We start from the raw sequence: 21,728 nt of genomic DNA, 5'->3' as shown, positions 1-21,728 counted from the left end.
CAGGCTGAGGCCCGCAACCGTCGTCCCGAGCAGACGACGACGCCGCAAATTGATCTGGTCAGACATGGCTAATTCTCCTTATGTGCGACAGCGCTGAATTGAACAGTGCGCCCGCGGGACGCACCGAATGGTTAAATCAAAACATCGCGAAGCGTGGCCGGTACATGCAGCGGCCCTCGAAGCGGACTTCAGTTACGGCTTGGCGTAAATCGCCCCAAGACCGATTATTTCAGAGTCCGACGCATGCGAGCCCGATGCCGAACTGCCGCCCGTCGCTGGGCCATAAGACGACAACGCCAGGCCGTTCCGCGCACTCACGCGGGCCTCGGCGGCCTGGATATTCCTGGGATACTGCGTTTCATCGCTTGCAGGGTTGTAGCCGGCCTTCTCCAACTGCACGAGTTCCGCGCGGACCTGCGCCCGAGTGAGCGGCTGATTCGATTGCGCGAACGACAAAGCCGGGAGAGCAACGGCAGCAGCGACGATAAGCGATTGAATGACTTTCATGATCTTCACCTTGAGAAAAAATGTCTTCCACGCAAACGCCCGTTTGTGTTCTGCGTTTGCGTTCTGATTAGCAACGCCAGTTCGACTGGCCTGGAAGCATTAGACCCCGTCGACGTATCTGGCTTATGTCGGCAATGCCCGTTGGTGAAACGTTATGTACCCTGCTACGGTGCAGATACATTGCGATACAAAGAACGGTGGCAACGCCAAGGCGCTCGCCTTTGAGATTGCCAATCCAATCAGGCCGGTTCAGCTTGCCTCTGAGTCCTCGTCCATGATGAGCAGAAAGAGTGTTGCCTGGGAGGAAATGTTCAGTTTCCTGTAGAGATTGCGCCGGTGAACCTTGGCCGTGGCAGGCGACACCCCCAGTTCTCTCGCCATGTTCTTGGTCGAATGACCGGCGAGAATCATCAGCGCGACTTCGATCTCGCGATGGGTCAGCGACGCATTGGATCGCTTGCGCAGTGCCTGTTCGAAGTGAAGGCGACGGTCGCCTCCCGCCGCCGAACTCGCCGGCGGCGGCAGCATCGCGGTCTGTGCCGAGAGCGCATGGCACATCAGCGGAAGCAGCCATGCGCCGTAAAGACAGAGCGTTCCGACGTCGGCCGAACTGAAGCGCCGCTCACTGCCCATCGACACCGACAGCGTTCCTCCCGAAGACAGCGGCGCCAGTAACTGCACCTCGTCTTCGAGCACGTTCACCGAAAAATAGCGGCGAAAGTATTCGGTCTCGCGGAAATGATCGGGCGCGACTTCATCCAGACAATACACGCCTGGGCTGATCGCGCCGAGGCTGAATTGATAGAAAGGGTCCAGCAAATAGACGCTGTTCAGATAGCCCTTGAACAGGTCGTCGTGCGGTGTGCGCGTTTGTGTCTCCGCGATCAACTGTGGTTTTCCGTTGGGCCAAAAGATCATCGCCACCCAGTTGTCGAAGTGAACAACTTTGCGCAACAGATCGATCAGCGCATGCCAGAACTGTTTGTCGTCGAGTTTTTCGACCAGACGTCCGAGCCGCTGATGAAATGCAACGTCCGATATTTCAAGCGGCATGTCAGTGTCCCCCTCTACCCCTAAAAGGGTAGATCGCTCCATCGTTCTAGCCCTTCGGCCTGATTTGTACCCGTTTGCGCCGCCCCTACCATCTCAGTACCCCGCCGCATAGGCAGCGGCAAGACTTGCCCGCAGCGGGCAACACAGGAGAAACGTATGGGTATCAGAGACATCGGTGTTCGAGTCGGCCACGGCACGCCAGGTCCATTCAACAGCATCACCGACGTGCAAGGCGTCAGAGTCGGTCATCGTACCCTGGTCGAAAACCGGGCAGAAGTCTCGATTCGAACCGGCGTGACGATCATCGAGCCGCGCCCCGGCATCGCGCGGTTCGATCCGTGTTATGCGGGCGTCCATGTGCTCAACGGAAACGGCGATGCCAACGGCCTGGAGTGGATACGCGAATCCGGCTTGCTGACCACGCCCATCGCGTACACCAACACGCACAGCGTCGGCGTGGTTCGCGATGCGCTGGTTGCCGCCGAACGCGCGACGCTCGGCGAGAGCCAGTACTGGTGCATGCCGGTGGTGCTGGAAACTTTCGACGGGGTGCTGAACGATATCTGGGGGCAACACGTCACCGCGGCGCATGTACACGAGGCATTGGCCGCGGCCCGCAGCGGACCTGTCGAGGAAGGCTCGGTTGGTGGCGGCACCGGCATGATTTGCCACGAGTTCAAAGGCGGCATCGGCACCGCCTCGCGCCGACTCGCGACGAAGGACGGCGGCTGGACCGTCGGCGCGCTGGTCCAGGCCAACTACGGCCGGCGCGACGCGCTGCGCGTGGCCGGCTATCCGGTTGGCGACGTGCTGCGCGATCTGCCCTCGCCATTCGACAAGCGCCAGATGGGCGTCCCCGGAATGGGATCGATCGTGGTGACGCTCGCGACCGACGCGCCGCTTCTTCCGCATCAGTGCGAGCAGGTCGCACGACGCGCAAGCATTGGATTGGCTCGCGTGGGCGGCGGCACCGAATATTCGAGCGGCGACATTTTCATCGCGTTCTCGGTCGGCAATCACGCCATACCTCCGGCGGACTACGGCAAAGCGATCGAACCGGTGATCAGCGTGCGCACCGTCACTCACGATTCTATTTCTCCGCTGTTCGTCGCGGCCGCGGATGCCGTCGAAGAAGCGATTCTCAACGCACTTGTCGCTGCTGAAGATACGAGCGGACAGCGCGTGCATGTCCCCGCGCTGAGCACGGCCCGTCTGCTGAAAGCACTGGAGCAGGTTGGCTGGCGCCGCCCAGCGGATCGAGCCGAACGCCCGTTCACAGACTGACTCTTCTTCTCCTCGCATGCGCTTCTTTATTCAACCCGGAAGACCACTATGACATCCCGCCATCTCATCAGCGTAGTCACTGGAATCCTCGCAGCATCGGGGATGCTGGCGGCGACCACTCATCCTGCCAATGCCGAAGAACTGAATGTCTACAACTGGTCGGACAATATTGCCGAGGACACCGTGTCGGGCTTTCAGAAAGAAACCGGCATTCACACGCGATACGACGTGTATGACGGCGACGACACCTTGCAGGCAAAGTTGCTGAGCGGTTCCTCAGGCTATGACGTGGTGGTGCCGTCGTCCGCCTATGCCGCCAGGCAGATCGAAGCGGGTGTCTATCGCAAGCTCGACAAGAGCAAGATTCCGAATCTGGCCAATCTGGATCCCGTGCTCATGAAGATGCTGGCATCCGCCGATCCCGGCAATCAGTACACGGTGCCCTGGTCATGGGGAACGGACGGTATCGGCTACAACGTCACGAAGGTCACGCAGATACTGGGCAAGGACGCACCCTACGATAGCTGGGATCTGCTGTTCGATCCGCAATACGTGTCCAAACTGAAAACCTGCGGCGTTTCCGTGCTCGACTCTCCCGAGGATGCTTTCTCGGTGGGCTTGATCTACCTGCACAAAGATCCCAATAGCACTAACCCCGCCGACTATCAGGCCGTGTACAAGCTGTTCAAAACAATCCGGCCGTACATCACCCAGTTCAATTCATCCGGCTACATCAACGACCTCGCCAATAACGATGTCTGCCTCGCGCTAGCATGGTCCGGCGACGTCGGTATCGCAAAGCGGCGCGCAGAGAAGGCACACCGCGCCTATGAGATTCGCTACGTCATTCCCAAAGGCGACGGCGTGCTGTGGTTCGATCTGATGGGCGTGCCGAAAGATGCACCTCATCCTGAAGCCGCGATGCAGTGGATCAACTACATTCTTCAACCGAAGGTCAGCGCGGCGATCACCAATCAGGTTTACTACCCGAACGCCAACGCCGCCGCGCGTGCTTATGTGAAACCGGCCATCCTCGACAATGAAGCGGTCTATCCTCGCGGCGAGAAGATGAAATCGCTCACGCTGTCATTGCCTTTGCCGGCCGAAATCCTTCGCCTTCAAAACAGGCTGTGGACGCAACTCAAAGCTGGGCGGTAACTTACAATGCTGTGGATGAGCCCTTCTTCCACAGCATCGACGCGAGACGTACTGACTTCCTATTTCTGGAGTGGCGATGCCATTCGCAGCCGGAGCGTGAGTGACATCGTGCTGTCAGGCACGCTCGACGTACCCGCGCCTCCTGCTCGCGTGCTTGCGGATTGGGACAGGGAGATGTCGTCGCGCATGGTCCTCGAACCCGGTGACGTCGAGGTCATGCCGTTGGCGCGAACGCAGGTGCGCTGGCCGGACTACCCGCGCTGTGTGCGGGCAATGTCCGAGTGGACGGGCGCGCTCGGACTGCCGGACGTGCTTGCCGCCAGCGACATTGCGCTGATGGCCTGCCGCGGCGCGAGGTATCACCATGACGGCGCGCAATATGGCGGTGCGGCCTTCTGCAATCTGTTCCTCAGCGAAGACAAGGGGCTGGATGTTCATTTCCCCGGCACAGGTCATCGCATTCCTTTGACTCGCGGCACGGCCTTGATATTCGACACCGGCCAGCCTCATGGCGTGATCCGGCGAGGCAGCAGCGGGTTCAATGCAGCCGACTTCGCGCCTGATCAGGATTGCACGCAAATATTCCTGACGTGGGAGCTTCCCATCGAAGACCTTCATGTTGCGCGTGCGCTTAACGTTGTCTTCGACATCGGTATAGCCCCTTCGACCCCGTTGCAAGCGGATGAAGAGCAAGTCCGCGTGAATGGTGAATCGGCTATCGTGTGTGCGGAATCCGGCCGTTGGTGCAGGATCGAATGAGACGGTATCGTTGATTCGCGCTTTCCCGGTATACGGGGACGCGATATCAAACCAGTATCGTCAGAGTGTCGAACAAAGCGAGATCTTCTTTCTTCGCCGATCGTGCGTGCTTGCGGACCACCTGCAACAGGCATTCGATAAAACAATGCGCCGCGCCGCCAAGCGTACTGTTTCGGCGCGTGACAATGCTCAGTTGTCGCGAATCGAATTTCTCTTTCAGCGGCAGCGCCACGAGTTTTCCGTCAAACAGAGAAGCCGTCTGGAGGACGGCCGGGCACCACGTACACATCTCGGCACGTTCAACCAGTATCTGCAGCGTGCCTAGCGAATGGGCCCGTACAATGCGGCTCGCTTCGATCCGCGCACCGTGGCGCGTGAACAGATAGTCGATCAGCGCATCCTGTCCGTCGGGTGCGAAGTTGAGAGCCCAGTCCTGGTCCAGCAGATCGTGAATCGAACGGCAGTGCTCGCGCGAATGTCCCCGGCGCACCATCACCGCCGTTTCATAGTTCAAAACCGGTTCACACGAAAACTCCTGAGTGGCCGTCGACGGATTCAACTGGCCAATCACGAAGTCCATGTCGCCGGCACGTAAAAGCGGTTGCGCGACCGCCATGAGACTCTCGAATATCTCCAGCTGAATGTCGGGCATTCGCTTGCGAAACAGCAATACCGTCTCCGCCAGAAACGTCAACGTAATCCACGGTGTCACACCGACGCTAAGCCTCCCCTCCGCTCGTCCGCGCAGTCTTGCCAGGTCGCTCTGCGCGTGTTCCAGCTGATTGAGAACCAGCCGCGCGTGCGTCAGCAACGTCTTGCCGTAGTCGGTAAAGCTGATTCCCCCCGGCGCGCGTATCAGCAGCGGCAGTTGCTCGGTGGCTTCCAGTTCGCGCAGCGCGCGCGTGACAGCGGCCTGAGAAATTCCCAATGAGCGCGCGGCCGCCCTAATGCTGCCCGTTTCCGCGCTGGCGACCAAGGCCTGCAATTGATGAATCTTCACGGAACCACCCCGACAACAAATGGTTGTCAGCATAACAAAACTGCGGCTTCACCCTCGATATTTAGCTGAATAGCATTTCGATCAATGCAGACGATGGCGCGGTCCGAAATCTGGAATGACGGGACGCGACGGCAGGATCTGCGGGCTTTCCAAGGACTTTATCGATGATTCAAGACTTCGTTTTGCCCGGCATCGCCGCTATTCAGGAAGAAATGATCGGCTTGCGGCACCGCATCCACGCGTATCCGGAACTCGGCCTTCAGGAGGTCGCCACCAGCGAACTGGTCGCCGAATGCCTCGACAAGTGGGGCTTTCAGGTCACGCGCGCCGTCGGTAAAACCGGCGTGGTCGGCACGTTGAAGAATGGTCGCGGGCCGTCCCTCGGCTTGCGCGCCGATATGGACGCACTGCCTATCCACGAAACGACGGGCCTGCCCTATGCCAGCCGAAACGATGGCGTCATGCACGCATGCGGCCACGACGGGCATACGGCCACCTTATTGGCCGCTGCCAGGCATCTCGCCGAAACACGTGACTTTTCAGGCACGCTGAACCTGATATTCCAACCGGCTGAAGAAGGCCTCGGCGGCGCACAAAAGATGATGGAGGACGGCCTCTTTGAACGCTTTCCGTGCGATGCCGTGTTCGCTCTTCATAACGTGCCGGGGTATCCGGCGGGCCATCTGGGTTTCTTCAACGGCGCATTCATGGCGTCGGCCGACACCGTCACCGTGCGCGTGGTGGGCCGCGGCGGCCACGGTGCCGCGCCGGACGAGGCGATCGATCCGATCGTCGTATGCGCGTCGATCGTGACGGCGTTGCAAAGTATCGTGTCACGCAATGTGAGTCCGCGCGATCTGGCCATTATCAGCGTCGGTTCGATTCATGCGGGCACCGCGTCCAATGTGATCCCTTCATCGGCGCAGATGCTGCTGACGGTCCGGGCACTTGCGCCGGATGTGCGCGACCTGCTCGAACGCCGGATTCACGAACTCGTGCACGGACAGGCAGCGAGTTTCGGCGCGCAAGCGGAGATCGACTATTTCCGCTGTCATCCCGTGCTGATCAATCATCCTGCGCAAACGGACTTCGCTCGTGCGGTGGCGACGGACTGGTTCGGCGCGCAAGCCGTGATCGACGACCTTGCACCCTTCACCGCCAGTGAAGACTTCGCCTGCATGCTCGAACAATGTCCGGGCAGCTATCTCGTGATCGGTAATGGCGACGGTGAACGCGGCTGCGCATTGCATCACTCCGGTTACGACTTCAACGACGACTGCCTCGCCGTGGGCGCCACCTATTGGGTCAAGCTCACCGAACGCTTTCTGCCCATGGCGGATCGCCCGGATCACCATCATTTCAACCATGACATCGAGGAGAAGCACACATGATGAAAAAACTCGCAGCGATTTCGGCCGCTTTGGCGGTGCTGTCCGGCGGCGCTCACGCCGCCGACTGGTCGGGCAAGGAAATCCGCTTGGCGGTGGATCCAACCTATCCGCCGCTGGAGTACAAGACGCCTGACGGCAAGTTGACCGGCTTTGGCGTGGACATCGCGAATGCGCTCTGTGCGGAACTTCACGCGCGCTGCGTATGGGTCGAAACCAGCTTTGACGGAATGATCCCAGGACTGCTGGCAAGAAAGTTCGATGCGATTTCTTCGTCGATGACCATCACACCCAAGCGCATGCAGCAGATCGCGTTCACGAACAAGATCTCCAATGCACCCGCGCGGCTGGTTGTCAAACGCGACTCCGATCTGCTGCCGAGCGCCGCCTCGCTAAAGGGAAAACGCGTCGGCGTCGAACAGGGCACGAGCCAGGAAGATTACGCCCGCGCACAGTGGCAACCGGCCGGCGTGCAGATCGTCTCGTATCAGAACCAGGATCAGGTCTACGCCGATTTGATGTCCGGTCGACTCGACGCGGCATTTCAGGCGTCGATCGAGGCGAGCGACGGCTTCCTCAAGAAGCCCGAAGGCAAAGACTACAAATTTGCCGGCCCGGCTCTGGACGACCCGAAGTATTTTGGTCTTGGCGACGGACTCGGACTTCGCAAAGAGGACGTCGCGTTGCGTGATGCCTTCAATCAGGCGCTCGCTGCGGTGCTGGCCAATGGCACGTATGCGCGGATCAACCGCAAGTACTTCGACTTCGATATCTACGGTGCGAAGTGAACCGGCTTGAGCGAGCCACAGGAGACAAAATGATACTTGGAGGATTCGGGCCGGCGCTCGTCGCCGGCACCTATGAAACGATCAAGCTCGCGCTGCTGTCGCTACTCGTTTCATTTGCACTGGGGTTGTGCGGCGCCGCAGCCAAACTATCCGGCCGTCGCTACCTCGTGCGGATCGGCGTCGCATACACGACCTTGATCAGGGCGGTGCCGGACCTCGTGCTGATGCTGCTGCTCTTTTATAGCATTCAGATCGCGCTGAACCATATCACCGATATGTTGGGCTTCGACCAGATGGATATCGATCCCTTCTCGGCCGGTGTCGTCACAATTGGCTTCATCTATGGCGCGTACTTCACCGAAACTTTCCGGGGTGCGTTCATGGGCGTTCCCAGAGGGCAACTGGAAGCGGGCATGGCATTCGGCATGTCGAGCTGGCAGGTATTCTCCCGCATCCTGTTTCCGCAAATGATGCGGCTGGCGCTGCCGGGCATCGGCAACAACTGGCAGGTTATCGTCAAGGCGACCGCGCTGGTGTCGATCATCGGACTCTCGGATGTAGTCAAGGTGTCGCAGGACGCCGGCAAGTCGACGCAGAATTTCTTCCTGTTCACACTCGCCGCCGGCGCGATCTATCTGGCAATCACCACGCTGTCCAACGTGGTGCTGTGGCGACTGGAAGTACGGTATTCAGCGGGTGTGAGGCGCGTGGCCACATGATCGACATCGTTCGTCAATATTGGCAAAACTATCTGTACACAGATGGGTTTCAGTTCACGGGGCTCGCCGTCACATTGTGGCTTCTGGTGGCATCGCTCGCACTCGGCTTCATGCTGGCGTTGCCGCTCTCGGTGGCACGGGCATCGCGCAACCGGCTTCTGTCCACGCCGGTCTGGCTGTTCACCTATGTATTTCGAGGAACGCCGCTCTACGTCCAATTGCTGATTTGCTACACGGGGCTGTACAGCTTGCATGTCGTGCATTCACACGCGCTGCTCGACGCATTCTTTCGCGATGCCATGAACTGCACGCTACTCGCGTTCGCGCTGAACGAATGCGCTTACGCCACGGAGATCCTTGCGGGAGCAATCCGGGCGACGGCATACGGAGAAATCGAGGCAGCACTCGCAGTCGGCATGTCCACATTCACCGTCTACCGCCGGATCATTCTTCCTTCGGCACTGCGACGTGCGTTACCTATGTACGGCAACGAGGCGATTCTGATGCTGCACTCCACCACGCTCGCCTTCACCGCCACGATCCCGGACATTCTCAAAGTAACCCGCGATGTCAATTCGGCGACTTATGCATCATTCGAGGCATTTGGAATTGCGGCGCTGCTGTACGCAATGATCGCTTTTGCGCTGGTCTGGATATTTCGGCGGCTTGAGCGACGCCTTCTGGCGTATCTGAAACCGCGAGGCGGATAACAGCACTTGACCCCTTTGATTTTCCATTCTGCCGAACGGCTCGATTGGCCAATGAGCGCCAAATAAAAAAACCATTTCACATTCAGGATGACGAATTGAACAAAAAAATCTTTTGTAGCGCAATAGCGTCGGTATTTGCAACGTCGGCTTTTGCGCAGAGCAGCGTCACACTCTATGGCGTCATTGATGAAGGACTCGACTTCACGAACAACGTCGGCGGAGGCCACGTGTACGAGATGGCAAGCGGCTACGCCCAAGGTAGCCGCTGGGGGCTAAAAGGCGCCGAAGATCTGGGCGCAGGGCTTAAAACGGTCTTTCAGATCGAAAGCGGCTTTAACGTCAACACCGGCAAGCTCGCGCAAGGGGGTTTGGGGTTTGGTCGCCAGGCCTATGTTGGTATCGAGAGCGGCCGATACGGGTCGGTTACGCTCGGCCGCCAATACGACTCGGTGGTCGACTATCTTGCGCTGACAACGGCCAATGGCAACTGGGGCGGCTATCTGCTATCCCATCCGTTCGACAATGACAACACCGATAACACGTTCCGCGTGAACAACACGGTCAAGTATGCGAGCCCGGATATTGCCGGCTTCCAGTTCGGCGGCGCATATAGCTTCAGCAACAGCACGGGCTTCGCCGACAACCGGCAATTCAGCGTCGGCGCGCAGTACACCTATGGCGGCCTGCTGATCGCGGCTGCGTATCTGAACGCGGACAATCCCGGATCGACGTCCGGTGGCGCGATTGCCGGTTCGAGCTCGACCGTCTCCGCGGATGCGAACTTTCAGTCGGAGCGCTTGCGGATCTTCGGCGCGGGAATCAACTACACACTGGGTCCGGCGACGGCGGGCTTCGTCTATACGAACACGAACATCAGCAATCCGGCCGCGAATGTGGCCTACCTCGGCGCGCAGGAGAGTATTCAGCCGACCAGCGGCGCGCTGGCAGGCGGGACACTGACCCGGTTGAAGTACCAGAACTTCGAACTGAACGGGAAATATCAGTTCACACCGGCGTTCTATGTGGGCGCGCAATACGTCTATACGCTGGAGAACTACGATGCAACGACAGGCAGCGTACGTCCGAAGATCCACACCGCCGGCTTGATGGCGGACTATAACCTTTCGAAGCGCACCGATTTCTATGTTCAGGGCGCCTTTCAAAAGATCGCCGGCGACGCAACCGGTTCGGCTTTGGATCAGGCATATGTGCCTGGCGCGCAAGACCTGTCGTCGTCATCGAGTCAGATCGTCGTGCGGGCCGCGATCCGGCACACGTTCTAACCGCGCGGAGAGGTTTGCGGGTGGGCGAAACCTGATTGGCCTCGCCGGCGCACGTTCCGGGGCAAGGCCGTTTCAACAGGAACTCGGGGGATTGCGTTGTTTGGTGCGGCGCTCGTCGCTCGCGCGGCCTGACGAGACGTTTAGCCATCGCGTTCGAATCAAACAGCCATTCTCCCGCGGTCGAGTTAACGTGGCTCGCTATGCGGCAATACCTTGCGTGACGGGTGCGGCGTAAACGGCTTCGCGCTCTTGTGCTTCTGGCGCGATCGTCGTGATTGGCGTAGCCATCTTCGCCAGCTGCAGGCGCACCACGAAATTCGAGCCGCGGCCCAGTCCCGCGGAAAATGCCTCAACGGTGCCGCCATGGCTCGTAACGATATCGCGCACCACCGCCAACCCGAGTCCATGGCCACCGGTGCCCAATGCGCGCCCCACAAGCCCGCGCGCGTAGGGCTTGAAGATGGCCGCAAGCTCGCCCGGCGCGATGCCGATGCCTTCGTCGCTCACGCTGATATAGCAGTAACGCCCGGCGCGTGACGCCGTTACCTTGATCGCGTCCGCAGCCGCCGAATATTTGAGCGCGTTGACCAGGAGATTGACGAACACCTGGGTCAGCTTGCCGAAGTCGCCTTGCACCGGCAACGGCGCGTCGCCTGCCGTCAGTTGAATCGGCGCGTGATCCGGCGCGCCCGCTTCGGCTACCTGCACACAATGCGCGAGCAGATCGCCAATATTGACCGATGCGGGATTCTCGACAGTTTTCCCGCGCGACGCACATGCCGACGCGTCCGGCGCCGGGTGAACAGAACCAGCGGAACCATCGAACCCGGCATCGTCCGGCGCCATCAATTGCTGGGCCAATTGACCGAGCAGGTTTGCCTGCCGCGAGAGTAGAAGCGCGTAGCGCGTCAACTGTTCATCATGGCCGTACTGCGTGTTCAACAAACGCGCGAGCAAGCCGAGCGGCGTAATGGCATTGCGGATTTCGTGGCCTATCGTTGCACCGATCGAGGCTTGTTTCGTTTCATCGCTACGCCCGGCAATGGCGACGACGTGCTCCGAACGTTGCACACTCTGCCCACCAGCGTGCGCGCGAGAATGCCCGGAAGTCTCGACGCGCGGCGCTTCGATCTTCGCATCGTGCAGGCGCTCGATGTCCCGTGCCTGCGCGGTGCGAAGCTTCTGCACGCAGTACGTGCACAAACCGATGATCGGCCGCTCAGCAAGCTTCTCCTTCAGCGAGGCTTCGTAGTCGAGCAGCGCAACCCAGTCGGTGGTTTCGTTGCAGACGGCGTCGCCGGCCACGCGCAATCCTTCGAAGCCTCGCCCCAACGCGTCGTTGATCGCCTTCGACCACAAGCCCACGGTGACGCCGCCGTTGAAGCCCGTTTTGGGCGAGGCGTAAATCTGCGCGCCATCGAGAATCTGCAACTGGCCTGCATCGATATATTCGGCGAGTGCGGGCGCGGTTCGCGTGAGCATATAGCGGGCTTTGTCGGGTCCCAGCAGCTCGGGCGCGACCCACACGGCCGCTTCGCGATTGGCGAGTCCGGCATGCAGGAAGTCCGCGGTGACGCTGAGCAATTCGCTACGCGATTCGTAGAAGTGACACAGATGTGAGCCCCAGGAGAGGGCGCCAAGCGCTGGAAAACCGCTGTTACGAGGTCCGGTGGTCATCGTTTCCCTGAAAGTGCGTGGGTCAAGAACCACAGTCGCGCCAGGGTCTAACGATATCCCGCGCGCTCGAATATAAATGTCACGGCACTTCCCGCGTCGATCCGCCGATCCTGTTGAAGGACTGGAAGCGGATCCACCGCATGAGTGCTCGATATTTGGGATTCAGCCAAGGTTTAAAAGTACGCGAGGGTCGGTTTTGACAGAATAGATACTTTCCCTAGGCATGTTTTTTGGCACGAATGAGTGCTCGGTCACATGCGTGTCAATCGCGTTTGGTATATGACTTCGAGACGGCGACTTCAAAACGGGTGAATGCGCTCACGGCGGTCAGGTGCTCGCTACAAGCAGTTCTTCCGCATTGTTCGGCGGACGCAGACCGTCGGTTCTGCCCGTGAAATAGCGCTGCGTCAAATCGGCCGCCGACACGTGGCGCGCTTCGCCAAAGCCGGCTCCATAGGCCAGCGCCAGCATCTCCGGCGGCGTGAAGAAGCTGATAAAAGGTGTGCCGCTTGCTCGCGCGCCCTTCTCCGCCATCTCGAGCCCGGGACGTACCTCGGGGTCCGCCAGTTGCAGCGGCAGCAGGAAGGTCATGGCGAGCGTCGATCCCGCCGCGAGCGCCGCGACCTCGCGCAGCGTGGCCATGTTCGCGTCGCGCGTGAGATACATACTGACGCCCGTGGAGACCACGACCGCCGGCTTGCTGGCATCGAAGCCGGCAGCCATCAACTCGTCCCGCCAGTTCCGGCCCGCCTCGAAATCGACCGGCACGAAGCGCAGCCAGTCCGGCACGCCGAAGCCGAGTTCGATCAGGCGCTGGCGCTTCCATGCCTGAGGACCCGGCGGATCGATCTCGAACACCTTGAGGCGAGACGCGATCTCAGGCCTGCGCTGGGCGAAGCTGTCGAGTCCAGCGCCGAGAATGACGTACTGACTCAACCCTCGCCCGGCCTGTTCCACGACCAGGTCTTCGATGAAGCGAGCCCGCGCCACGATCGAGGCGCGAAACGGACGCGTGAACTGCGGGTCCATATCGCCGCGGTCACGCCAATCGTCGCCGGGAGCCAGCAGCTTGAGGCCGATGGCGTCTTCCAGCACATGCGGCGGCGCGTCGGCCTCGACATGCAGCGCGCGCCACAAGGCGACACGCGCAGCGGTGCTGTCAGGTGCTGCATCTCGCTTCTCGTTCATGACTCTCGATCCCGTTGTGTCCTTCTCGGCCTCTATTCGCGATCGCACAGAAACACTGTCGCGATCCTGCCGCCCGCTACAAGTTATGATTGACAAGTAAGCATGACGAGCCGATGACGAGGGACAGCGTGTCACAGACAAGCCCTGATCGCAAGACGATGTTCAGCAAACGCCTCTTATGGTTCATTGGCTTATGGCTGCTCGGCGTAGCCGGGGCAGTGCTGCTCGCGCTGCCGTTTCGGCTTCTGATCGCCGCGGCAATGCATTATCAGCATTGATGCGTTCCTTCCGCTTCAAGGTCGTTCGAGCATTTTCGGCACCTGTCCAAGCTGTCGAAACAGCGATAGCCAGTCTTCGAGGTGCCACGTTATCTCGATCAGATTTCCACGCATCTGATGGAAAGAATGAATCGCGAATTTCACGTGCTTCGAACTCGCGTCGATGCCGAGCAGTTCTCCGGTTTGCGTGCCGTTGATCTCCGCGCGAACCCCTATCCGGTTGCCATGCACCAGCAAATCGAGAATTTCGACTTTCATGTCCGGCATCGCGGTTGCAATGTCATGGAACACCTGAATCATTTGAGCAGGCCCGTGCGTGGCCCCGCGAGGCTCCGGAATGTACTGCCAGTCAGGGGTGACAACCTTCGCCAATAACTCGACGCTTTTCTGCTCGAATGCTCGATAGAAGCCTTCAACCGCTTCTCGAGCCACTGCTTCGTCGGTACCTGAGGTCATGATCTGCTGCTCCTGAAGGTGCAAGTCGCCATGTTAGACCGAATCATCCCGGGTGGCTTCAGGCATTCATCGTCGGTTCGCCATCCATTTGCAATGCGAACGAATGCCACTGTCTATTGGCCGATCCGCCACGCCACGACGCCTCCCGAAGCCGGCACCGAGTTCACACAAATTATCTGCTCGGTATAACATCTGTGGGCGTGATGGATGTCAACCATGTCACGCATGTTGCGCCCTTCCGGCGACAAGGCAAAGCGCTACGCATGCCTGAGGTGGCCGCAACAGCGAACCTGCTTCAATCATTCAAACGAAACTCGCGCCCGCCTCCCGCATGAAACGCGTAGGCGGAACGACATGGGTTCTACTGCCGTCGGAATCCGTAACGGTCTCTCAACACTCAAATCGATGCTCAACGAAACCCCGGAACCGCAAGCAATTTGTAATGACGTCTCCCGCAGTGCGATCTTCATTGTCGCGACCATCGCGAACGACCGCGATCAGGAGGCCAAGGTGCGCGAATGGTGCGGCGACATTGCCGCCCTTGTGCGCGCGGTCGGCAAGCGTGTGCCTGCCGGCAATCTGTCGTGCGTCTGCTCGTTCGGCTCCGATGCGTGGGACAGGCTGTTCGGCGCGCCGCGGCCGGCCCTGCTGCATCCGTTCCGCGACATCGGCGAAGGCGAGCGTCGCGCGTTGGGGACACCGGGCGACTTCCTGCTGCACATCCGCGCCGATCACATGGATCTGTGTTTCGAGCTCGCCACGCAGTTGCTGGGCGCGCTCGGCGACGCGGTCACCGTGGTCGATGAAGTTCACGGGTTTCGCTACTTCGATATGCGCGACATGGTGGGCTTCGTCGACGGCACCGAGAACCCGACCGGCCGCGCCGCCGACGAATACACGCTCATCACCGACGACCCCGGGTTCGAGGGCGGCAGCTACGTCCTCGTGCAAAAGTACCTGCACGACATGGACGGTTGGAATGCACTCTCCGTCGAGACTCAGGAGCGCATTATCGGTCGCAAGAAATTGTCCGACGTCGAACTCGACGCGGCGGTCAAACCGTCGTCGTCACACAGCTCGCTCACCACGATCACCGAAAACGGCAAGGAAGTGAAGATCTTGCGCGACAACATGCCATTCGGCCGCCTGGGCGCGGCCGAATTCGGCACTTACTTTATCGGCTACGCACGTTCGCCGGCGCCGATCGAGCAGATGTTGGAGAACATGTTCATCGGGCGGCCGCCGGGCAACTACGACCGGCTGCTCGACTATAGCCGCGCCGTCACGGGCGGCCTGTTCTTCGTGCCGTCGGCCATCTTGCTCGAGGAACTCGCGGACCGCGATCCGCCGAGCGTCACGGCCGCCATCGAAACACATTCCGAACCGTCTTTGCCCGCCGAGCCGCGCCACGACGGCTCGCTGAATATTGGCTCTCTAAAGGGAATCTCCCAACATGAATAACCTGCATCGCGAGCTCGCCCCCATCTCCAGCGCCGCCTGGTCGCAGATCGAAAACGAAGTGGCGCGCACCTTCAAACGCAGCGTAGCCGGCCGTCGCGTGGTCGATGTCGAGGGTCCGGGCGGGACGGAGTTGTCTGGCGTCGGCACGGGGCATCAGACCGCGATTGCCGCGCCTCAGCAAGGCGTCGTGGCCAAGCTCGCGGAGGTCAAGCGCCTGGTCGAATTCACCGTGCTGTTCGAATTGCAGCGCGAGGCGATCGACAGCGTGCTGCGCGGCGCGAACGACGCCGACTGGCAGCCCGCCAAAGACGCAGCGAAAGAGCTCGCCTATGCCGAAGATCGCGCGATCTTCGACGGCTATCAGGCAGCGGGAATCGGCGGGATTCGCGAAGGCTCGTCGAACGCGCCGCTCGCGCTGCCCGCCGACATCGGCGATTATCCGCACGCAATCGGCAACGCGCTGGAAGAGTTACGGCTTGCCGGCGTGGACGGTCCTTATTCCGTGCTGCTCGGCGCCGACGCCTACACGGCGCTCAGCGAGGCACGCGACCAGGGCTACCCGGTGATCGAGCACATCAAGCGGATCGTGAACGGCGACATCATCTGGGCACCCGCGCTGACCGGCGGTAGCGTGCTCTCCACGCGAGGCGGCGACTTCGAGTTGCACCTCGGCGAAGATCTGTCGATCGGCTATCTTAGCCACACCGACTCGGTAGTGCGCCTCTATCTGCGCGAGACGCTGACATTCCTGATGTTGACGAGCGAAGCGTCGGTGTCGTTGACGCTCGCTGAATAAGCGCGGGTCGTTGCGGGCTCAGGCACGCAACGACTGCTTCGGCAGCACGGAATCAACCTCGTCGGCCAGCACTTCAAGGCCGCGGGCCATTTTGCCGCATTCGACGTGTACGCTCTCGAGCATTGCCGGCGTGCACTGCTTCAGCATCGTCACAATCAGGCGTACCCGCGGCGGCATCGGACGTTGCGCCTGAATCAGTACGTTGACGTCGAAGGGCAGCGCCTCGAATTGCGGCAACAACCGAACCAACCGGCCATCCGCGAACGCCTCGACGCAGGCCGGCTCTTCCAGCACGCCAATGCCCGCACCCGCGACGATCATTTCATACATGGGCCGCCAATGACTGGTCTTCACGGCGGTACGGATGGGGGCGCTCTCGACGACGCTCGCCTGGTGCCTGAGAGGCAACTGGTCCGTGCCGAACATACCCTGCATCCGAATGAACGGATGTTTGATCAGGTCCGACGGCTCGTCGATCGACCCGTGCCGGCTCAGATAGGCCGGCGCCGCAACGAGCACGCGCCCGACCTGCCCGAGTTGACGGGCAATGAACGCGCCTTCTCCAAGTTGCCCGAGACGAAAGGAAACGTCCACGCCCTCCGTCACGAGATCGACGATCCGGTCGTTCAGTACCAGCTCCAGATCCAGTTGCGGATAGGCCGCACGTACGAGCGTCAACGCCTGCGGCACGATCGTCTCGCCGAAGCAGTGAGGCGCCGCGATGCGGACCGTGCCTCTGAGCGCCTGTTCGTCGTTCGACACATCGGCAATGGTCTGCTCGACGGCGCTCAGAATCCTCTTGCTACGCTCATAGAAGGTCACGCCTTCGGGCGTGCACTTGAACGCGCGTGCACTACGCAGCAAAAGCCGGCAACCCAGGTACTTCTCGAGCCGCTCGATGCGCTCGCTCGCGGCGGGCTGCCCGATATTCAGATCCCTGGCCGCGCTGGAAATGCTCTCGCGCTCCACGACTCTCACGTAAATGCGCATGGCTTCGAGCAGATTCATGATCCCCCTCCCCCTTTTGCGCCGGTCCTGCGTGATTCAAGTGACGAAGCGTCGGGGGGCTGTAGGCATGCGTGGCTATTTCCCTTCAGATTTGCGTCTTTCATGTTTCGGCTCCAGTCTTTGCATATCGACAGGCCCTCTTAGCAGGACCCGCGAACACGCGTTCGATGGAGAACAGAGTAAGGCTCGGCGGTCAGTCGCAGAGTGCACAAATCGGCCCGGCTTGCATCAGTACAGTTCTGCTACGATCTGCGCACCGGACGGCGGCACGTCTTCAAAAGCGCGTGCGCCGCAGCGAAGCAGCCGGTATAAACCGTCGCTGAAAAACGCCAGGAAAATCGTCCGATGAATCTCTATGAGAAGCTTGCAGACGACATCGAAAAGCTGATCTGGCAAGGCGTGTACGGCCACGGCGAACGCCTGCCATCGGTGCGGCAAACCAGCCAGCAGCATCGGATCAGCGTCACCACGGTCATCCGCGCCTACGTGTTGCTCGAAAGCCGGGGCTTGCTCACGAGCAGGCCGCAGTCCGGCTATTTCGTCAATTTCCGCGGCGACGAAGGCGCGCGGAAGTCACTCGAATTGCGGCCGTCTAAACCGATTCCGATTTCGTCACCGGTCGACGTCAGCCGGCTAGTGCTTTCCACGCTGCGCTCGATCGGTGTCGACGACGCGGTGCCGCTCGGCTCGCCCTACCCTGATGCGAGCCTGTTTCCTTTCGAGAAGCTCAACCGCTACGCTTACGACGCGGGACGAGGCAAGACACGCTGGGGCGTGACCGACGCGCTGCCGCCGGGCACGGCGAGACTGGTGCGCCAGATTGCGCGCCGCTACCTCGAGAACGGCATGGCGGTCGATCCGAATGAGATCATCATCACGGTCGGCGCGACCGAGGCGATCAATCTGTGCCTGCAGGCCGTCGCGAAGCCAGGCGATACGATCGCCGTCGAATCGCCCACGTTCTACGCGATGCTGCACGCGATCGAACGGATGGGCATGAAGGCGATCGAGGTGTCCACGCATCCTGAACACGGCATCGACATCGAAGCGCTTGCCGCGATCGTGGAATCGCAGACGGTCACCGCCTGCATGATCATGCCGAACTTCCAGAATCCGCTCGGTTTTCTGATGCCCGACGAGCGCAAGCGCGAGCTGGTCGACTACCTGACGAAACGGGACATACCGGTCATCGAGAACGGTGTCTACAACGAGCTGCACTTCGACAGCACCTATCCGAGCACGTTGAAGTCCTACGACACGAAGGGACTGGTGCTTCACTGCGCGTCGTTCTCGAAGACGCTGACGGCAGCCTACCGCATCGGCTGGGCGATGCCGGGCCGCTATCGCGATCAGGTCGAGAAACTCAAGTTTCTGAACACGCTGACCACGCCGACGATTCCGCAACTGGCGATCGCGGAATTCCTCGAACGCGATGGTTACGAGCATCATCTGCGACGGGTTCGGAAGACCTACGCGCAGCAGGCCAACCTGATGAAGGCGATCGTCTCGCGCTTCTTTCCCGAAGGCACGCGCATGTCCAACCCCGCGGGGGGCTACGTGCTGTGGATCGAGCTGCCGTCCAAGGTCGACGCGATGCGGCTCTATAAGCTCGCACTCGAGCAGGGCATCACCATCGGACCGGGTTACATGTTTTCGATCTCGGAGACGACCTTTCGGAACTTTATCCGCCTGAATTACAGCAGCCCCTGGTCGAGCGATATCGAACAGGCCGTGATTACCGTGGGCAAGCTCGCCGCCCTGTGCGCCCGCTAGCGATCTTCTGGCTAGCCGCTTCGCGCGGAACATAGCCACGCTCAGTGGTAACCGGCGTCCCCCTCCCGCACCTTGCCGCGGAACACGCGGTACTGCATGGCGTTGTAGACGAGGATGATCGGCAGCACGATCACCGTGCCGACCAGCGTGAACAGTTGGCTCGAATGACTCGACGAGGCTTCCCAGATCGTCAGCGAAGGCGGCACGATGTTCGGCCAGATGCTGATCAGCAAGCCGCTGTATCCGAGAAAGCACAGCGCAAGCGTGAGCAGGAACGGCATGGCTTCATGCCGCAGGCGAAGCGAACGAAAAATGCCCCACACACAGGCCAGAACAAGAATCGGCACCGGCATGAACCATCCGAGATAGCCGCTGCCGAACCAGCGATGCTCGACCGCCGGCAAGCCGATCACGGTCCAGAGACTCACCACGAAAATTATCCCCAGCAGCACGGCGAGCAACGGCCGCATCACCTCGCGCATCTTGCGCTGCAGTTCGCCTTCCGTTTTCAGGATCAGCCAGCCGCAGCCGAGCGTCGCATAGGTGAAGAGCACGCCGATCCCGCAGAACAGGCTGAACGGCGATAGCCAGTCGAACGGGCCGCCGGCAAAACGGTCGTCGACGATCTTGATGCCTTGCAGCAGCGATCCCAGCACGATGCCCTGGCAAAGCCCCGCGAGAGCCGACCCGGCAATGAAGGCGAGATCCCACGCATGCTGGGTCCGCGTGGCCTTCGCGCGCAATTCAAAGGCCGCGCCGCGGAAGATCAGCCCCACGACCATCAGGATCAGCGGCAGATAGTTCGCCGGCAGCAGCGTCGAATAGACCACCGGAAACGCGCCGTATAGGCCCGCGCCGCCGAGCACGAGGAACGTCTCGTTGCCGTCCCACACGGGGGCGATGGTGTTGAGCATCACTTGCCGATCGCCTTTCTCTTCGAAAAACGGAAATAGCAGGCCGATGCCGAGATCGAAGCCGTCCAGCATCACATAGATGAAAACGCCGAGCCCGATGATCGCAGCCCACACTACCGGAAGATCGATTTGCATGGCGTCACTCCCGTTCCAGTGCGTCCAGCGGACGATTGCGCAACACCGGATGCTGGACGGACTGGCGGGCGTCGACATGCTCGTCGGGTCCGCGCTTCATCATCTTGAGCATGTAGTAGACCCCCATACCGAATACCAGGAAGTACACCAGCACAAAGATCAGCAATGAAACACCCGCTTGCTGGGCGCTGATCGGCGAGAGCGAGTCTTCTGTGCGCAGAACGCCGTAGACCGTCCAGGGCTGGCGGCCGACCTCCGTCGTGACCCACCCTGCCAACAGCGCGACGATTCCCGACGGGCCCATGCACAGCACGAAAACCTGATACCAGCGCGTCTCGTAGAGACGGCCTTTCAATCTGAGCAGCAGCCCGAGCAACGCGGTCAGCAGCATCAACATACCGAGGCCCGCCATGATCCGGAAGGTCCAGAAGATGATTGGCGAATACGGACGGTCCCTGGCGGGAAACGTCTTGAGCCCGCGAATTTCTCCGTCCCAGCTATGGGTCAGAATGAGACTGCCCAAATGCGGAATTTGCAGCGTGTAGCGTGTCACTTCGGCGTTCATGTCGGGCAGACCGACCAGATTGAGCGCAGTGCCGCCTTTCTCGGTTTCCCACAGTCCCTCTATCGCCGCGATCTTGGCGGGCTGATATTGGCGGGTGTTCAGGCCGTGCGCATCGCCGACGAAAATCTGGATCGGCGTCAGCAAAAGCAGAATCCACAGCGCCATCGAAAAACTGCGCTTGATTGGTCCGTCGCGCCGGCCACGCAGCAGATGCCAAGCCCCGCACGCGGCGACGATAAAGCCCGCGACGATGAACGCGGCGATCGTCATATGCGCGAGCCGGTACGGAAACGACGGGTTGAAAATCACTTTCAGCCAGTCGACCGGCACGATCCGGCCGTTCTCCATGGCGAATCCCTGCGGCGTCTGCATGAAGCTATTCGACGCGAGAATCCAGAAGGTGGACATCAACGTGCCTGCCGCCACCATCAGCGTGGCGAAGAAGTGCGCGCGCGGACCCACACGCTGCCAGCCGAACAGCATGACGCCGAGAAAGCCGGCCTCGAGAAAGAACGCCGTCAACACTTCATAAGTCAGCAGCGGCCCTGTAATGTTACCGGCAACGGTCGAAAAGCCGCTCCAGTTGGTGCCGAACTCGTAGGCCATCACTACGCCCGACACCACGCCCATGCCGAAGCCGACCGCAAAGATCTTCGACCAGAACAGAAACATGTCCTTGTAGATCACGTCGCCGGTCAGCAGCCAACGCCACTCCAGCACGGCGAGGAAACTGGCCATTCCGATACTGATCGCGGGGAAAATAATGTGAAATGAAACCGTGAACGCAAACTGCAGCCTGGCGAGGTGGAAGGCATCGAAGATTTCCAT

The 21,728-nt window shown here is 60.5% G+C and carries 21 protein-coding genes; 12 read left to right on the top strand and 9 right to left on the bottom strand.

Going from position 1 to position 21,728, the window contains the following annotated elements; translation table 11 throughout:
- Positions 1 to 192: 192 nt before the first annotated feature.
- Positions 193 to 507 carry a DUF4148 domain-containing protein gene (locus tag ACFSNN_RS19485; protein ID WP_134463093.1) on the bottom strand — a complete coding sequence of 105 codons (315 nt, stop codon included), beginning with the start codon at positions 505 to 507 and terminating at the stop codon, positions 193 to 195.
- Positions 508 to 756: 249 nt separating this feature from the next.
- Positions 757 to 1,560: a helix-turn-helix transcriptional regulator gene (locus ACFSNN_RS19480; RefSeq protein ID WP_134463091.1), complete on the bottom strand. Its 804-nt coding sequence runs from the start codon at positions 1,558 to 1,560 to the stop codon at positions 757 to 759.
- 156 nt (positions 1,561 to 1,716) lie between these two features.
- Between ACFSNN_RS19480 and ACFSNN_RS19475 the strand changes: the two genes are divergently transcribed.
- The 3 genes from ACFSNN_RS19475 to ACFSNN_RS19465 are packed head-to-tail and all read left to right on the top strand — an operon-like array spanning position 1,717 to position 4,761.
- Positions 1,717 to 2,844 carry a DmpA family aminopeptidase gene (locus tag ACFSNN_RS19475; RefSeq protein ID WP_134463089.1) on the top strand — a complete coding sequence of 376 codons (1,128 nt, stop codon included), beginning with the start codon at positions 1,717 to 1,719 and terminating at the stop codon, positions 2,842 to 2,844.
- Between the two features lie 48 nt (positions 2,845 to 2,892).
- Positions 2,893 to 4,002: a polyamine ABC transporter substrate-binding protein gene (locus ACFSNN_RS19470; protein WP_134463087.1), complete on the top strand. Its 1,110-nt coding sequence runs from the start codon at positions 2,893 to 2,895 to the stop codon at positions 4,000 to 4,002.
- 6 nt (positions 4,003 to 4,008) lie between these two features.
- Complete coding sequence (locus ACFSNN_RS19465) at positions 4,009 to 4,761, top strand: hypothetical protein (protein WP_134463085.1); 753 nt, start codon at positions 4,009 to 4,011, stop codon at positions 4,759 to 4,761.
- Between the two features lie 46 nt (positions 4,762 to 4,807).
- Here ACFSNN_RS19465 and ACFSNN_RS19460 read toward each other — a convergent pair whose 3' ends face one another.
- Positions 4,808 to 5,761, bottom strand: coding sequence for a LysR substrate-binding domain-containing protein (locus ACFSNN_RS19460; RefSeq protein WP_244322944.1), 954 nt, complete (start codon positions 5,759 to 5,761; stop codon positions 4,808 to 4,810).
- Between the two features lie 164 nt (positions 5,762 to 5,925).
- Between ACFSNN_RS19460 and ACFSNN_RS19455 the strand changes: the two genes are divergently transcribed.
- The 5 genes from ACFSNN_RS19455 to ACFSNN_RS19435 all read left to right on the top strand — a co-directional run bounded on the left by ACFSNN_RS19455 (position 5,926) and on the right by ACFSNN_RS19435 (position 10,649).
- On the top strand, positions 5,926 to 7,152 hold the full coding sequence (locus ACFSNN_RS19455; RefSeq protein WP_134463081.1) for a M20 aminoacylase family protein: 1,227 nt from the start codon (positions 5,926 to 5,928) through the stop codon (positions 7,150 to 7,152).
- Entirely contained in the window at positions 7,149 to 7,937 is a 789-nt protein-coding gene (locus tag ACFSNN_RS19450) for an ABC transporter substrate-binding protein (RefSeq protein ID WP_134463079.1), read from the top strand. Before ACFSNN_RS19455 ends, ACFSNN_RS19450 begins: the two co-directional genes overlap by 4 nt.
- A gap of 29 nt (positions 7,938 to 7,966) precedes the next feature.
- The gene (locus ACFSNN_RS19445) at positions 7,967 to 8,656 is read left to right on the top strand and encodes an ABC transporter permease (RefSeq protein WP_134463077.1); all 690 of its coding nucleotides are present in this window, start codon (positions 7,967 to 7,969) and stop codon (positions 8,654 to 8,656) included.
- A complete protein-coding gene (locus ACFSNN_RS19440) occupies positions 8,653 to 9,366 on the top strand; it encodes an ABC transporter permease (RefSeq protein WP_134463075.1) in 714 nt (237 codons plus the stop codon). Before ACFSNN_RS19445 ends, ACFSNN_RS19440 begins: the two co-directional genes overlap by 4 nt.
- Positions 9,367 to 9,461: 95 nt before the next feature.
- Positions 9,462 to 10,649 (top strand): porin, encoded by a 1,188-nt coding sequence (locus ACFSNN_RS19435; RefSeq protein ID WP_134463073.1) that lies wholly within the window; start codon positions 9,462 to 9,464, stop codon positions 10,647 to 10,649.
- A gap of 198 nt (positions 10,650 to 10,847) precedes the next feature.
- Here ACFSNN_RS19435 and ACFSNN_RS19430 read toward each other — a convergent pair whose 3' ends face one another.
- Both ACFSNN_RS19430 and ACFSNN_RS19425 read right to left on the bottom strand, forming a co-directional pair.
- On the bottom strand, positions 10,848 to 12,326 hold the full coding sequence (locus tag ACFSNN_RS19430) for an MEDS domain-containing protein (RefSeq protein ID WP_134463071.1): 1,479 nt from the start codon (positions 12,324 to 12,326) through the stop codon (positions 10,848 to 10,850).
- 327 nt (positions 12,327 to 12,653) lie between these two features.
- Positions 12,654 to 13,514 (bottom strand): class I SAM-dependent methyltransferase, encoded by an 861-nt coding sequence (locus ACFSNN_RS19425; RefSeq protein ID WP_134463069.1) that lies wholly within the window; start codon positions 13,512 to 13,514, stop codon positions 12,654 to 12,656.
- Positions 13,515 to 13,642: 128 nt separating this feature from the next.
- Between ACFSNN_RS19425 and ACFSNN_RS19420 the strand changes: the two genes are divergently transcribed.
- The gene (locus tag ACFSNN_RS19420) at positions 13,643 to 13,792 is read left to right on the top strand and encodes a hypothetical protein (RefSeq protein ID WP_166799306.1); all 150 of its coding nucleotides are present in this window, start codon (positions 13,643 to 13,645) and stop codon (positions 13,790 to 13,792) included.
- 15 nt (positions 13,793 to 13,807) lie between these two features.
- Here the strand turns inward: ACFSNN_RS19420 and ACFSNN_RS19415 are convergent, their stop codons facing one another.
- Positions 13,808 to 14,248, bottom strand: coding sequence for an ester cyclase (locus tag ACFSNN_RS19415; protein WP_134463067.1), 441 nt, complete (start codon positions 14,246 to 14,248; stop codon positions 13,808 to 13,810).
- A gap of 405 nt (positions 14,249 to 14,653) precedes the next feature.
- Here ACFSNN_RS19415 and ACFSNN_RS19410 point away from each other — a divergent pair, with 405 nt between their 5' ends.
- Positions 14,654 to 15,709 carry a Dyp-type peroxidase gene (locus ACFSNN_RS19410; protein ID WP_134465573.1) on the top strand — a complete coding sequence of 352 codons (1,056 nt, stop codon included), beginning with the start codon at positions 14,654 to 14,656 and terminating at the stop codon, positions 15,707 to 15,709.
- Entirely contained in the window at positions 15,702 to 16,505 is an 804-nt protein-coding gene (locus ACFSNN_RS19405; protein WP_134463065.1) for a family 1 encapsulin nanocompartment shell protein, read from the top strand. The genes ACFSNN_RS19410 and ACFSNN_RS19405 overlap by 8 nt, the downstream gene beginning before the upstream one ends.
- Positions 16,506 to 16,523: 18 nt before the next feature.
- On the opposite strand, the gene ACFSNN_RS19400 is transcribed toward ACFSNN_RS19405, so the two are convergent.
- Positions 16,524 to 17,513: a LysR family transcriptional regulator gene (locus tag ACFSNN_RS19400; RefSeq protein ID WP_134463063.1), complete on the bottom strand. Its 990-nt coding sequence runs from the start codon at positions 17,511 to 17,513 to the stop codon at positions 16,524 to 16,526.
- A 345-nt stretch (positions 17,514 to 17,858) separates the two neighbouring features.
- Between ACFSNN_RS19400 and ACFSNN_RS19395 the strand changes: the two genes are divergently transcribed.
- Positions 17,859 to 19,286 carry an aminotransferase-like domain-containing protein gene (locus tag ACFSNN_RS19395; protein WP_134463061.1) on the top strand — a complete coding sequence of 476 codons (1,428 nt, stop codon included), beginning with the start codon at positions 17,859 to 17,861 and terminating at the stop codon, positions 19,284 to 19,286.
- 41 nt (positions 19,287 to 19,327) lie between these two features.
- On the opposite strand, the gene cydB is transcribed toward ACFSNN_RS19395, so the two are convergent.
- Both cydB and ACFSNN_RS19385 read right to left on the bottom strand, forming a co-directional pair.
- A complete protein-coding gene (gene cydB / locus ACFSNN_RS19390) occupies positions 19,328 to 20,335 on the bottom strand; it encodes a cytochrome d ubiquinol oxidase subunit II (protein ID WP_134463059.1) in 1,008 nt (335 codons plus the stop codon).
- Between the two features lie 4 nt (positions 20,336 to 20,339).
- Positions 20,340 to 21,728, bottom strand: coding sequence for a cytochrome ubiquinol oxidase subunit I (locus ACFSNN_RS19385; RefSeq protein WP_134463057.1), 1,389 nt, complete (start codon positions 21,726 to 21,728; stop codon positions 20,340 to 20,342).

Origin of the sequence: Paraburkholderia dipogonis, from assembly GCF_042680985.1 — a bacterium.
Taxonomy (GTDB): domain Bacteria; phylum Pseudomonadota; class Gammaproteobacteria; order Burkholderiales; family Burkholderiaceae; genus Paraburkholderia; species Paraburkholderia phytofirmans.
This window is presented reverse-complemented; position numbering and strand designations above follow the sequence as displayed.

What these genes read in the sequence shown, in the direction of transcription:
- ACFSNN_RS19485 (WP_134463093.1), bottom strand. Translation starts at nt 507, where the DNA reads ATGAAAGTCATTCAATCGCTTATCGTCGCTGCTGCCGTTGCTCTCCCG.
- ACFSNN_RS19480 (WP_134463091.1), bottom strand. Translation starts at nt 1,560, where the DNA reads ATGCCGCTTGAAATATCGGACGTTGCATTTCATCAGCGGCTCGGACGT.
- ACFSNN_RS19475 (WP_134463089.1), top strand. Translation starts at nt 1,717, where the DNA reads ATGGGTATCAGAGACATCGGTGTTCGAGTCGGCCACGGCACGCCAGGT.
- ACFSNN_RS19470 (WP_134463087.1), top strand. Translation starts at nt 2,893, where the DNA reads ATGACATCCCGCCATCTCATCAGCGTAGTCACTGGAATCCTCGCAGCA.
- ACFSNN_RS19465 (WP_134463085.1), top strand. Translation starts at nt 4,009, where the DNA reads ATGCTGTGGATGAGCCCTTCTTCCACAGCATCGACGCGAGACGTACTG.
- ACFSNN_RS19455 (WP_134463081.1), top strand. Translation starts at nt 5,926, where the DNA reads ATGATTCAAGACTTCGTTTTGCCCGGCATCGCCGCTATTCAGGAAGAA.
- ACFSNN_RS19450 (WP_134463079.1), top strand. Translation starts at nt 7,149, where the DNA reads ATGATGAAAAAACTCGCAGCGATTTCGGCCGCTTTGGCGGTGCTGTCC.
- ACFSNN_RS19445 (WP_134463077.1), top strand. Translation starts at nt 7,967, where the DNA reads ATGATACTTGGAGGATTCGGGCCGGCGCTCGTCGCCGGCACCTATGAA.
- ACFSNN_RS19440 (WP_134463075.1), top strand. Translation starts at nt 8,653, where the DNA reads ATGATCGACATCGTTCGTCAATATTGGCAAAACTATCTGTACACAGAT.
- ACFSNN_RS19430 (WP_134463071.1), bottom strand. Translation starts at nt 12,326, where the DNA reads ATGACCACCGGACCTCGTAACAGCGGTTTTCCAGCGCTTGGCGCCCTC.
- ACFSNN_RS19425 (WP_134463069.1), bottom strand. Translation starts at nt 13,514, where the DNA reads ATGAACGAGAAGCGAGATGCAGCACCTGACAGCACCGCTGCGCGTGTC.
- ACFSNN_RS19415 (WP_134463067.1), bottom strand. Translation starts at nt 14,248, where the DNA reads ATGACCTCAGGTACCGACGAAGCAGTGGCTCGAGAAGCGGTTGAAGGC.
- ACFSNN_RS19410 (WP_134465573.1), top strand. Translation starts at nt 14,654, where the DNA reads ATGCTCAACGAAACCCCGGAACCGCAAGCAATTTGTAATGACGTCTCC.
- ACFSNN_RS19405 (WP_134463065.1), top strand. Translation starts at nt 15,702, where the DNA reads ATGAATAACCTGCATCGCGAGCTCGCCCCCATCTCCAGCGCCGCCTGG.
- ACFSNN_RS19400 (WP_134463063.1), bottom strand. Translation starts at nt 17,513, where the DNA reads ATGAATCTGCTCGAAGCCATGCGCATTTACGTGAGAGTCGTGGAGCGC.
- ACFSNN_RS19395 (WP_134463061.1), top strand. Translation starts at nt 17,859, where the DNA reads ATGAATCTCTATGAGAAGCTTGCAGACGACATCGAAAAGCTGATCTGG.
- cydB (WP_134463059.1), bottom strand. Translation starts at nt 20,335, where the DNA reads ATGCAAATCGATCTTCCGGTAGTGTGGGCTGCGATCATCGGGCTCGGC.
- ACFSNN_RS19385 (WP_134463057.1), bottom strand. Translation starts at nt 21,728, where the DNA reads ATGGAAATCTTCGATGCCTTCCACCTCGCCAGGCTGCAGTTTGCGTTC.